At 68.8% G+C, this 12,036-nt stretch carries 8 protein-coding genes and 2 pseudogenes; 5 read left to right on the forward strand and 5 right to left on the reverse strand.

Features of this window, described 5'->3' with window-relative positions; genetic code table 11:
• Window positions 1-20: 20 nt before the first annotated feature.
• The gene (locus FHU28_RS15990; protein ID WP_184684982.1) at window positions 21-725 is read right to left on the reverse strand and encodes an SGNH/GDSL hydrolase family protein; all 705 of its coding nucleotides are present in this window, start codon (window positions 723-725) and stop codon (window positions 21-23) included.
• Entirely contained in the window at window positions 722-1,351 is a 630-nt protein-coding gene (locus FHU28_RS15995; protein ID WP_184684984.1) for a class I SAM-dependent methyltransferase, read from the reverse strand. The genes FHU28_RS15990 and FHU28_RS15995 overlap by 4 nt, the downstream gene beginning before the upstream one ends.
• Before the next feature lie 90 nt (window positions 1,352-1,441).
• Between FHU28_RS15995 and FHU28_RS16000 the strand changes: the two genes are divergently transcribed.
• The gene (locus tag FHU28_RS16000; protein ID WP_281577375.1) at window positions 1,442-2,026 is read left to right on the forward strand and encodes a TetR/AcrR family transcriptional regulator; all 585 of its coding nucleotides are present in this window, start codon (window positions 1,442-1,444) and stop codon (window positions 2,024-2,026) included.
• 277 nt (window positions 2,027-2,303) lie between these two features.
• On the opposite strand, the gene FHU28_RS16005 is transcribed toward FHU28_RS16000, so the two are convergent.
• A complete protein-coding gene (locus FHU28_RS16005; protein WP_311773597.1) occupies window positions 2,304-2,786 on the reverse strand; it encodes a deaminase in 483 nt (160 codons plus the stop codon).
• 441 nt (window positions 2,787-3,227) lie between these two features.
• Window positions 3,228-3,857 (reverse strand): annotated as a pseudogene (locus tag FHU28_RS16010) (GNAT family protein); the annotation flags it as partial.
• A 1,196-nt stretch (window positions 3,858-5,053) separates the two neighbouring features.
• Between FHU28_RS16010 and FHU28_RS16015 the strand changes: the two are divergent.
• Complete coding sequence (locus FHU28_RS16015) at window positions 5,054-7,771, forward strand: S8 family serine peptidase (protein ID WP_311773699.1); 2,718 nt, start codon at window positions 5,054-5,056, stop codon at window positions 7,769-7,771.
• Window positions 7,772-8,483: 712 nt separating this feature from the next.
• Here the strand turns inward: FHU28_RS16015 and FHU28_RS16020 are convergent.
• Entirely contained in the window at window positions 8,484-8,942 is a 459-nt protein-coding gene (locus FHU28_RS16020; protein WP_184684986.1) for an Lrp/AsnC family transcriptional regulator, read from the reverse strand.
• 108 nt (window positions 8,943-9,050) lie between these two features.
• Here FHU28_RS16020 and FHU28_RS16025 point away from each other — a divergent pair, with 108 nt between their 5' ends.
• The 3 genes and pseudogenes from FHU28_RS16025 to FHU28_RS16035 all read left to right on the forward strand — a co-directional run bounded on the left by FHU28_RS16025 (window position 9,051) and on the right by FHU28_RS16035 (window position 11,899).
• Window positions 9,051-10,109 carry a Glu/Leu/Phe/Val dehydrogenase dimerization domain-containing protein gene (locus FHU28_RS16025; RefSeq protein WP_260413010.1) on the forward strand — a complete coding sequence of 353 codons (1,059 nt, stop codon included), beginning with the start codon at window positions 9,051-9,053 and terminating at the stop codon, window positions 10,107-10,109.
• A 329-nt stretch (window positions 10,110-10,438) separates the two neighbouring features.
• A pseudogene (locus FHU28_RS16030) lies at window positions 10,439-10,654 on the forward strand (transposase); the annotation flags it as partial.
• Between the two features lie 207 nt (window positions 10,655-10,861).
• Window positions 10,862-11,899 (forward strand): DUF808 domain-containing protein, encoded by a 1,038-nt coding sequence (locus FHU28_RS16035; protein WP_184684990.1) that lies wholly within the window; start codon window positions 10,862-10,864, stop codon window positions 11,897-11,899.
• Window positions 11,900-12,036: the final 137 nt, after the last annotated feature.

Raw genomic sequence — 12,036 nt, forward strand, 5'->3', positions numbered from 1 at the left:
GTGCAGGTCGTGCCGGCTCGTCAGGGCGCTGGTTGGCCAAGGAGGAGCCGGTCGGCGACGTCCCGTGCCCAGAATCGGTATCCGTGGGTCGACGGGTGGAAGCGGTCGATGCTGAAGAAGTCGGGTGGCGGCGTCCCGGCGGGTTGGTCGATGAACGACGTTCGGGGGTGGTCCCAGCAGACCTCCCTGGTGACCGCGTCCAGTGCGGCGGCGCGCTCACCGAGATAGCGCGCGAGGGTGGCCGGAATGGCCGGGAACAGGGTGAACGGCGGTAGTCCCGCTACCGCCACCCGGTGTGCGCGGCGGGTGAGCCCGGCGAGGATACCGGTCAGGTCCTCGCGCCAGAGGTCCGGTCCGCGGCCGGCCAGCACGTCGTTCGCGCCGGCGAGCAGCACGACCAGGTCGAGGTCGTCGTCGAGGCGCGGCACGAGCTGGAATCGGATCCGGCGGGAGGTGGCGCCGAACTGGCCGACGGCCTGCCAGTCGACCGGCCGACGGGTGCGGGCGGCCAGTTCCTGTGCGAGGCTGGCCGCGAACGCCTCCTCGCCGTCGGTCACGCCGCAGCCGGCGGCGGTCGAGTCGCCCAGTACGGCCAGGCGCAGCGGCTCCGCCCCGGGACCGGGGACGGTGCCGCTGACACCGCCACCCGGTGCCGACGCGAGCCGCAGGGTCGAGCGCAGCCAAACACCCTGGACCGCGACGACCGGCAGCCAGACCGGGTTCATGCCATCACTCCGGCGCCGTTGCGGGCCAGGGTCAGGGTGGTGCGCAGGTCGAGGGTCACCGTGCCGCCGAGGTCGTCGATCACCCGGCCGAGCAGTTCGAGGCCGCGCTGCCGCAGTTGCGGCGGGGCGGTCAGAAACGGGCCGAAGGTGCGTACCAGTGCGAGGTACCGGTCCCGGGTGAGCGGCAGATGGCGATGGAACTGCTGCATCCGGGCGTCGGCGAAGCCGTACCGGTGCCCGAACAGGGCGAGGACGCCGCCGGGTGCCAGGGCGTCGCGGGCCTGGGAGTACCGGGTGTGCGGGTCCAGCCAGTGCCACGCCATGGCGCAGCCGAGCACGTCCACCCCGCCGGGCGGCGGAGTCCACTGCTCGAACGTTCCCGTATACACCTCAGCCCGCGGAACCTTGTCCTTCAGGAGGCCGGCCATGCGTGGATCCGGCTCGATGCAGATCAGCGGCGCGCCGATGGCGGCCAGCACCTCGGTGCCCTTGCCGGTGCCGGCGCCGATCTCGGCCACCGAAGCGGGCCCGCTGCCGTGGTAGGCGACGATCGCATCGGCCACCCTGGCCGGGTAAGCGGGCCGCTCCCGCTCGTAGAGCGCGGCCACGTGACCGAAGACGTTCATGACGACCTCCTGGGCGGCAGCGCCCCCGTGTACGCTGCCGTATACGGAAGGCTAGCTGGCCATGTACGGTGCCGTATACGGCGGAGTGAGGTGGATCACATCAAGTTCGAAACGCGGACCCCGCGAGACCGATGGATCGAGGCCGGCCTCGAGGCGCTCGCATCCGGCGGTCCGGATGCGGTACGGGTCGAGGCGCTGGCCAAGCGGCTCGGCGTATCCAAGGGCGGCTTCTACGGCTTCTTCGCCGACCGTGATGCGCTGCTGACGGCCATGGTGGACACCTGGGAGCGGGAGAGCACCGACGAGGTCATCAACCGTGTCGAGAAGGAAGGCGGCAGCCCGAAGACCCGAATCGCCCGAGCCGGCGTCCAGACCTTCTCCAGTGACCGGCTGCTGCCGATCGACCTGGCGATCCGTGACTGGGCCCGGCGCGACCCGGTGATCGCCGATCGTCTCCGCAGGGTCGACAACCGGCGGATGGGCCTCCTGCGGGAGATGATCGGCACCTTCTGCGACGACCCGGACGAGGTGGAAGCCCGCAGCGTCCTCGCGTTCTGCCTCCTGATCGGCGAGCACTTCCTGGCCGCCGACCACGGCGATCGGTCCCGGGCGCAGGTGCTCCGTCGCGCGGGCGACCTCATCCTGAACCGACACCCGGGTCAAACGCCAGCGTGACCGGCGAGCCCGGCCGCCGCACGGGCCAGAGTGGCGTCCGCTCATGCCGCGATTCAGCGGTTCGCCGGTCGGGGTGCGCTCAGTCGAGCCAGCAGATCACCGCGTCGCCGTCCCGTGCGGCCGCGACGGAGAAATCGCGGACGCCTGGCAGATAGTGGGCGATCAAGGCCAGACTCCCCGGTCGGTCCCACACTCGACGCCGGGTAACGCGACGAACTCGTCCATACCTCGCCGGGGCCTGCCCGCCCACCGGCCCTACCGTGACGGCGGGGCGCGATCAGGTTGCCTCGGCGGTACCGGGAATCGCGGGGACTTCCAGCAGCGCCGCGTTGATCGCCATCACCTCCGCAGCGAGTTCGGGCACCGTCACGACCTCTATGCCGACGCCACTGAGCATCGCGATGCCCACACACTTCACAAACGTCGGAGGTTCCGGGAGCGCCAGCACAACGCGGCCGATCCCGGCCGCAATGATCAGGTCGCAGCAGGTGGCCGGGGCCGAGCGCCGAGAGGTACACGGCTCCATTGAGGAATACATGGTGGCGCCCGACAGATCCCCGGCGCTTGCGCCGAGCCGCATCAGGGCGGACTGTTCCGCATGGACGACCGGGCCCTGATCGCGAGAATGTCCCCGGGAGATCTCGCGGCCATCCGCTGAGACGATGACCGCTCCGACGGCGTAGGCCGTCTTGCTGGGCACACAGAGCCGGGAGGTCTCGACGGCCTCCCGGAGCCATCGCCGGTCGACGTCCGAAACCACACTTCCCCCGTTCCTTGGGAACATCAGACTGATGTGCGTCGTACCGCACGGCACGGGTCACTTCTGTGCGCCAGGGGCAGACAGCGGCAGCAACCCGGCGGCGACTGCGGCGACGATGAACGCGCCCGCCCGGGCCAGCCATCCCCGGCCGCCGGGCTCGCGGTGATCAGGGGCGGCCCGATCACGGTCGCCCTTCGCGTCCGAGGTTGTACGTCGCCAGATAGGCCGGACGACGATCGACCGGCGTGCGCAAGCGCGAGGCCCGTGCCCCGGCCGAGACCAGCAATCCGGCGACTGTCATCACGACGACGCCCAGAAGGCAGTACGCGAGCGCGGGCCACATGCCCCGATGCGGTCCACACCGATACCGTGCTGTTGCGCGACTGGCCCGTCACCGCCGACAGGGTCCGTTGGCGAGCCTGCAGCTCGGCGGCCGGGCAGGAGCAGCGCTTCGGCTCCCACCGACCGAAACCCGGCAGCTTGAAACGCCCGCACGCTGCGGGCGTTCCCGGCGGCCTGCTGGGACCAGACCGGCTGCCGATCAGGCACCAGATGCCGTGCGGCCAGCGCCAGCGACCGCCCCAGCCCTTGATGACGAAGCCCTTCATCGACCTCTATGGAAGCCTCCCAGCGGCCCGCCACACCTTGGCCCAGGACGATCACCCCGCCGTCAGCCGCCCAGACGCGAATGTTGTCACGACGGTGGCGCGCTCTGCCCGCTCGGGGGTGATCGGCTTTCAACAGCTCGGTCAGTCGCAGGGGAGGCGCGCCGGCGAGCGGACTCGCGACAGTCAACAGATCAATCGTGTCCATGGAACGCCCTGTCCGGCCGAGCAGCGCGCTCAAAAAGCCCGGATTCATGGTGGCGGCCAGGGCATCGCAGTCCAGGGCCGCCAGGACGCCACGTACCCAGAGTGGATCCTCGTCCGTGAATACCACCGAGTGTGCGGTGAACGCGATCACTCCGGCATCGCGATGGTTTGGCTGTGGCACTACGGTGGTTCCGCCGTCCGGTGCGGGAAAGTGCCCGTGCGCGGCAGCATTCAGGATGTCGGCCAATGCACTACTCATGATCAAGCTCTTTCCTGACCGAATCGTCCAGGTGGCTTGAAGGTCGATCTTAGGCTCGCCACCCGAACCAGGGTTGTCCGCCCAATGAGTTCTTCGGCACATCTGTGGTCGTCAGCGACAGCGCTCCCAGTCGACGACGACCGCTCAGAGTCGAGAAGATTGCGGGTGATCGTGGCATGACGGCGTCTTGGCTGAATGGGGCGACGACGAGCCAACCGGCTGAACGTGCGCTCGGCTCTATTCAGCTCAGCCGCTCGTTGAGTTCGATCAGATGCCCGTCGGGGTCGCGGACAATCAACCCGGCGCGATGTTAGCCCGAACGACGCTTACGGCATGAACGGCCGCGGTCTCCAAGCGCGCGGGTCCATGGTGTGCGCGGGCGCAGGGAAGCCCCACCGGGAGTCCGGTGCTCTGCGGGGCACGATCGCCGTCGGTGTGGCTATCAATATCGTGACGACGCGAACGGACGGCCAGCCCGCCGCGGCAGCGCATCCTTGACTAACGCCTACCTGGCTAGGCTTGCGCGAGCTTCAGAGTTGCGCTGAGCGTCATCGGCGGTGGGGCAATGGGTTGTGCGCCCCACCGACACGACCCCCACGACTGCGGCCAGCGAGTAGCGAATGGGTAGGGGCGCACGGTTCCCTTGGTGGCGGGTGTTCTGCTGATGGGGGAGCGGGGCGCGGTGGACTGGCGACGCCCTTTCGGCCCCCGTTTACCCCCCGAGAACCCTGCGCATGGTTGACAACCAGTGACAATTGGCGATCGTCGCCTGACCACGTCTGCGCAGCTCAACGCCTACTTCTGATAGTCAATGACAAAGGCAGGATGGCTACGGGCGGTAACAAGGGGTCGTCGGTTCGAATCCGGCCGTCCCGACGCAGGTCAGAGGGCTGATCCGGATATCGGGTCGGCCCTTCTTGGCGTTCTGAGTACCAGATCGAGCTCACCGACGGTCACGGTGGCGAGGGAGGGCTCCGGCGGTCGCAGGTTTGCCGGCCGTCCTCCCCGGGGTTGAGCGGGCCGAGAGCGACCTTGCTGCCCTTCGATTTGAGGCGAGCCGCCTCGGCCCTACGACGCGCGGAGATTTTTATTGCTGAGTCAAAAATTCGACGTTCATCTCTGGCATTGGGAGTGGTCGTGCGTTCATGATGTTGGCGGTACGGCCGCCCGGAGATCCGCCCACCCTGTTGGATGACGTGCTCGGCAGGGCCGGCCGGTCCCCGGGCGCGTCGCTTTTCGACTGGGAGGTAGTCATGACACCGACGGGACCACGCAGGCCCGCCCTGCTCCGGTCCGGCATCGCGGCCGCAGCAACCGTGCTGGCTCTTGCCGCGAGCACCGTGTCCGCGACGGCCGCCCCAGCCGAAGGTGACATCCTCGCCGCGGGCGGCCCGACCGCCGTGGCTGGCTCCTACATCGTCGTGTTGCGGGACTCCGCCGTCAGAGTCACCGCCGTGGACACCACTGCCCGTGACCTCACCGCACAGCAGGGCGGCAGCGTCGGCCCGGTCTACCGGCACGCCCTGCGAGGCTTCGAGGCCCGACTCTCCGAGCGCGGCGCCCGCCGCCTCGCCGCCCATCCGGCCGTCGCCTCCGTTACGCAGAACCACACGGTGTCCGTGGCAGGCGTGCAGAGCCCGACGCCGTCCTGGGGCCTGGACCGGATCGACCAGCGCGCGTTGCCGCTGGACAACTCGTTCACCTATCCTCGCGTGTCGCCGGGCGTGCGGGCGTATGTCATCGACTCCGGAATCAACCTGACCCACACCGAGTTCGCCGGGCGGGCGGTGTCCGGCTGGGACTTCATCGACAACGATGCCGACGCCACCGACTGTATGGGGCACGGTACGCACGTGGCCGGCACGGTCGGCGGCGCCACCTACGGGGTGGCCAAGAACGTGCAGTTGGTGGCCGTACGCGTCTTCAACTGCGACGGCCGCGGCACCACCTCGAATGTTCTTGCCGGGGTCGACTGGGTGACCGGCGACCATGATCCGGGTGAGTTGGCCGTGGCGAACATGAGCCTCGGCGGCCCGCCGTACGCGCCCATGGTCGACGCCGTGCGACGGTCGATCGCAGACGGCGTCACCTACGTGGCGGCTGCGGGCAACGAGAGTGGCGCCGACGCGTGTTCCTACACCCCGGCCTCCGTCCCGGAGGCGATCACCGTCGCCGCCACCGACGCCACCGACGCCCGCGCATCGTTTTCCAACATCGGTACGTGCGTGGACCTGTTCGCGCCCGGCGCCGAGATCACCTCGGCCTACATCGGCAGCAGCACCGCAACCCGCACCGCCTCCGGAACCTCGATGGCCACCCCGCACGTCACCGGGGCGGCGGCGTTGATCCTGGCCGACAACCCCACCTACACCCCGGCGCAGGTGTCCCAGGCACTCCTGGCCGACACCACTCCCGGCGTGGTGACCAATCCGGGTGTCGGCTCGCCGAACCGGCTGCTCTACGTCAGCGCCACCACCCCGGCCAACGACTTCGCACTGACCGCTACCCCCGTCAGCGGCACCGTCACTGCCGGCGGCACCATCTCCACCACGATCACCGCGACCGTCACAAACGGTGCGGCCCAACCGGTCTCCCTGGTGGCCCGCGGCCTACCCGGAGGCGCCGACGCCACATTCCAGCCCGCGAGCGTTCCCTCCAATGGCAGCACCACCCTGACCATCAACACAGCGTCGACAACCATGGCCGGCGACTACACCATCACGGTGATCGGCACCGGGACCGGTGCAACCCGCGCGACGGCATTCCAGCTACACGTCAACGACCCGGCCGGCTGCGTCGGCTCGAACGGCACAGACACGGCGATCACCCAGAGCACGAGCGCCCTGGTCCCCATCGCGATCACCGATTGCCCCGGCGCCGCCGCTCGCAACAGCACCATCGAACTGCACATCGACCATTCCGGCATCGGTGACCTCGACATACGGCTGCTCGCACCCGACGGCACCTGGTACTACCTGCTGGACCGCACCGGCGGCCACAGCGACGACATCGACTACACCTTCACCCACGACCTGTCGTCCGAGACCGCGAACGGCACCTGGACGCTGTGGCTCAACGACCTCCTGCACTCGGGCACCGGGTTCCTCGACTCGTGGCGCATCAACCTCGCGGGCGCCGACCTGCCGGCACCAGCATGCGGTGGCCGCACCACCACCAACCTACGGATACCGGCCGCAGGCACGGTCGAATCGTCAATCAGCGTGGCCGACTGCGGCCTGGCGCCGTCGACCAAGAGCTACATCGAGCCCAACATCCGTCACCAGTACGGCCGAGACCTTCGAGTCTCCCTCATCGCGCCGGACGGGCAGGCAATCCTGCTCAAGGATGCCTACGTGGGGTCGTACCGAGCAAACGTCGGCGAAACCTTCATCACTGATCTGTCGAGCAAGCCCACAGCTGGCACCTGGAAACTGCGGGTCGAGAACGTCGCCAACTATGAAGGCATGTTCGAAGGCTGGAAGCTGACCCTCGATGGCGGCACCACACCACCGCCCACCACGCCGCCGCCGACGACGCCTCCCCCCACCACGCCGCCGCCGACGACGCCGCCGCCCACCACCCCGCCTCCGACCACCCCGCCCCCCGGTGGGAGCCCCGCCTGCACCGCCGTCTACTCCGTGCAGGACCAGTGGAACGGTGCGTTCGTCGCCAACGTCAACGTCACGGCAGGAGCCACCCCGCTCACCGGCTGGCGGGTCACCCTCAACCTGCCGGGCGGCGCCTCGGTCACCTCGCTCTGGAACGGTGTCAACAGCGGCACCAGCGGGACCATCACCGTCGCGAACCAGAGCTACAACGGACGTCTGGCCGCAGGCCAGACCACCAGTTTCGGATTCCAGGGCACCGGAAACGGCAACGGCGCCACCGCCACCTGCACCGGAAGCTTGAGCTAAGAGCGACCGGCAATCGGTAGGGCGTCTGGACAGAGGGGACCCCGAGGCAGCAAGCAGGCACGGGCCCATTGATCACGAGAGTTCTCTACGCTTCGTGACCGATGGAGTCCCGTGCCTGCATAGATGGGGTGCCCTCGGCGACGGTGAGCTGGTCGATCCGCCGCCGAAGTACCGGCACCAGAGCCAGCAGTTGGGCCGAGGGTGTCGATGGCCCTTTCCGCCGCCGAGTGCGACCCCCCGAAGTGGGCCCACCCCTGGAAGGCCGTCGAAATCACCTGCACCCCATCGCGATCGACAATGGACCTGAAAGCGAGTTACGAGACATGCCCTCAGCATCAAACTAAGTGGGGAGCGACAATCCTGACCACCAGTTCTCTGTGGGAGTTCACGCCGGACCGCTCGCCCGCATCACCGCACGTCAGCGCCCGTCGCCCTGTCCAGCATCGATGAGCACTTCGGGCGTGTTGACCACTTCACCGAGCTGCACCCAATCTGCTTTTCCCAACCGGGCTCGCACCGGGCCGCCCACCGATCGTGAGCTGCCAGCCCGGTGCCACCGTTGGCGCCAGCGCCTGGCTCCCACCGGGGAGCACGCCCACGATCGCCGCGCCGTGTCAGCGGCATGAGCATGCACTGATCAAACGGTCCTGGCGACCGCACCGCGCCTGATTGGCGGTAGATGAGCGCACTGTCCCAACTCTGTGGCCGTGCGTTACGGGTCGAGTGCTTCGATGACCTGCTTTCGGGCGTGTTGGTAGATGACGGAGCTGCGGAACCCGACGATCTCGCGGCGTCCGCTGAACTTGTCCATGAGGAAGGAGTGCAGGCCGTCGACGCTGGGGACAGCGACGTGGACGAGGAAGTCGTCGCCGCCGGCCACAACGTACACCGACAGCACCTCGGGCAGCTCCATCGCATATTTCTTGAAGCCGTCGATGACGGTGCGGCTCAGGGGCCGAACCTGCACGTGCAGCAATGCTTGGACGCCGCGGTTGAGGGCGGCCAGGCTGATCTCGGCGTGATAGCCGGTGATCACGCCGCGTTCCCGCAGTGCGCGCACGCGCTCTAGGCAGGTGGACGGCGCGATGCCGACCGCGCGGGCCAGTTCGCGGTTGGTCTGCCGCGCATGTGTCTGCAGGTGCTCGATGATCGCCGTATCAAGTTCGTCCACGACCGGGATCTTGTCATCTTCTCCGAACGATGTTCGCTTTGAGCTGGTCGGCGCCAACCACCTGCCTACTGTCGATCCCGTTCCGGCGAGCGCACGACAGGAGCCATCATGGTCGCGCCCCACCTCGACACCGAGTCCATGCACGAACACGTCGTCATCAGGCGGGGCGTACGGTCCGGCCTGCCGATCGTTGTCGCGGTGCACTCCACCGCGCTCGGTCAGGCCATCGGCGGCTGCCGGGTCGCGCAGTACCCGCACTGGCGCGACGGGCTTACTGACGCGCTGCGGCTGTCGGCCGCGATGTCGGACAAATGCGCGCTGGCCGGGCTGCCCAACGGCGGCGGCAAGACCGTCGTCGCCCTGCCCCCGGGCAGGACACTCGACACGGCCGCCCGTCGGGCGGTGCTGCATGACGCGGGCGACGCGATCGCCGGCCTGGACGGCGCCTATGCCACCGGACCCGACGTGGGAACCGGACCGGACGACATGGTCACGATCGCCGAGCGGACCCCGCATGCGTTCTGCCGACCGGTGCACGCCGGTGGCAGCGGCGATTCCTCCGGACACACCGCCGTCGGCGTCCTCGCCGCGCTGCATGCCCTGTGCGCCGAGCGATTCGGGTCAGCCGATCTGTCCGCGCGCAGCTTCGCCGTTCTCGGCCTCGGCCGCGTCGGCGGGCATGTGCTGCGCATGCTTGCCGACGCCGGCGCGACCCTGGTGGCCGCCGACATCGACGAGGGTAGACGAATGCTTGCCGATACCGCGGGTGCCGCCTGGACCAGCCCGCAGGACTGCCTGACCGCCGCCGTGGACGTGCTCGTCCCCGCCGCCCTCGGCGGTCTGCTCACCCCGCACACAGTGCCGACACTGCGCTGCGCCGCGATCGCCGGACCGGCCAACAACCAACTCGACACCCCGGCCACCGCCGACCTGTTGCACCAGCACGGCATCCTCTGGGCACCGGACATCATCGTCAGCGCCGGCGGCATCATCCACGCCACCGCCGTCGAGCTACACCGGGAAACGTCCGCCCAGGCCACCGCCCGGGTCCACGGCATCGCCGACACCCTCACTGACATCCTGCGCACCGCCCGCGCCACCGGCTCGACCCCGGCCGCCGCCGCCCGCTCCCGCGCCCGCCACCACATCGAAAACGGCCGCCGCTGACCCTGCCGCCACCCGACCGCAAGACAACGGCCAACCGCCACCGTTCTCGACGCAGCCGCACCACCGATACCCGGCCGAAGGCCCTTCCCGTCATGATCAGGTGCACCGTTCTCGGCATGACAGCGCACAGTGCCAGGCGCCACCAACACGCGACCTCGGCAGATGAGGACAGTGCAGAGCGAGCGCTCCACCAGCTAGAGGGCGGAGATGGAGCTGGGAGCTCGCTCTTGCCGAGCTAGCGCGCGTATCACGTTCAAGGAACCGTGTCGCCAGGCCGCGAGGCTGCTCAGCAGCTGGATTGTCGCTTCAGTCGCTGTCTGCCGAGGGCGGCCAAAACAGGCCCGAGCCCGGTCGACCGCCGCATGCCAGGCTCGGAACACCACGTCATCACCGACGGGGGCGGCATCCGACTCGCCGCGTCCCTGACCGGCGGCAACCTCCACGACGTTACCCAACTACTGCCCCTGGTCGACAAGATCCCGCCGATCAAAGGCATCCGCGGCCGACCCAGACAGCGACCGAAACGCATCTACGCCGACCCTGGTTAACGGTGACTGCGGCGGACGGGTTCGGCCTGAGCTGGCGCCAGGTGATGACCCGGGCGCGGTGGTGGCGGGTCGTCGGCTGAGCGCGGTAGCGGCTCGCCTCGAGCTCTCGCCCGATATACGACCCGGGCGGTGGCGTGCCGCGCACAGGGACCTGAGCGAGAATGGGCCAGTTCGAACTCAGCGCAACCCTGGAAGGACCCTCCCTTGGCCGGTGGACTCGTAGCCCTGCTGGATGACGTGGCGGTGCTGGCCCGAGCCGCTGCCGCCTCGATCGATGACATCGGGGCGGCCGCCGCGAAGGCCGGCGCCAAGGCGGCGGGTGTCGTCGTCGACGATGCTGCCGTCACGCCGCAGTACGTGCGGAGCCTGGCGGCCGAGCGCGAGTTGCCGATCATCAAGCGCATTGCCCTGGGGTCGCTGCGCAACAAGTTCTTCATCATCCTGCCGGCGGTGCTGCTGCTCAGTCAGTTCGTGCCCTGGCTGCTCACTCCGATCCTCATGCTCGGCGGCGCCTACCTCTGTTACGAAGGCGCGGAGAAGGTGTGGGCCAAGATCGCCCATCACGATGCCCACGGCGCGGGCGAGGAAAAGGTGCAGGACGAGACGACACTGGTGTCCGGGGCGGTACGAACCGACCTGATCCTCTCGGCGGAGATCATGGTCATCACCCTTAACGAGGTGATCGATGAGGCGTTCTGGTCCCGCCTGGCGATCCTGGCTGTCGTCGCCGTCGTCATAACCGCCCTGGTGTACGGCGTGGTGGCCCTGATCGTGAAGATGGACGACGTCGGGCTGCGCCTGTCGCAACGTTCCGGCACCGTCGCCACGTTCGGCCGCGGTCTGGTGAGGGCGATGCCGGTAGTCCTCACCGTGCTGACGGTAGTCGGCACCGCGGCGATGCTGTGGGTGGGCGGGCACATCCTGCTGCTAGGCACGAACGAGCTGAACCTGCACTTCCTGTACGAGGCCGTGCATCACGTGGAGGTCGCCGCCCACGACGCCACGGGTGTTCTCGGCGGGCTCGTCGGCTGGCTCGTCAACACGGTGGCCAGCGCGATCCTCGGGCTGATCGTCGGAGCGCTGGTCGTGCTGGTCATGACTCTCACGCTCCACCGCCGCAAATCCAAGGCTGCGGCTGCGACTGCGGCGGCCACGACTCGTACTGACGGCACCATCCCCGCGCCGCCGAGCCGTGCAGCTCAGCGTCGCGACGCTCCTGCGGACCGAGCGCCGCGCGGTTGACCGCAAAATCATCGCAACTCGACCACGGGGTCAGGCGCACCTGCCTGCGGCTTCGCGTTTTTGCAGGTCAGAGTCGGTGCCGCGTCCTGCTTCATAAGGAGTGCTCCGCGGTTTTGCGTAGCAGTCGACAGCACTCT

This window comes from Micromonospora echinospora (genome assembly GCF_014203425.1).
In the GTDB taxonomy this organism is placed as follows: Bacteria; Actinomycetota; Actinomycetes; order Mycobacteriales; family Micromonosporaceae; genus Micromonospora; species Micromonospora echinospora_A.

Excerpts from the sequence above, each read along its gene's own strand:
- FHU28_RS15990 (WP_184684982.1), bottom strand. The coding sequence starts at position 725 with ATGAACCCGGTCTGGCTGCCGGTCGTCGCGGTCCAGGGTGTTTGGCTG.
- FHU28_RS15995 (WP_184684984.1), bottom strand. The coding sequence starts at position 1,351 with ATGAACGTCTTCGGTCACGTGGCCGCGCTCTACGAGCGGGAGCGGCCC.
- FHU28_RS16025 (WP_260413010.1), top strand. The coding sequence starts at position 9,051 with ATGGTCGCGCCCCACCTCGACACCGAGTCCATGCACGAACACGTCGTC.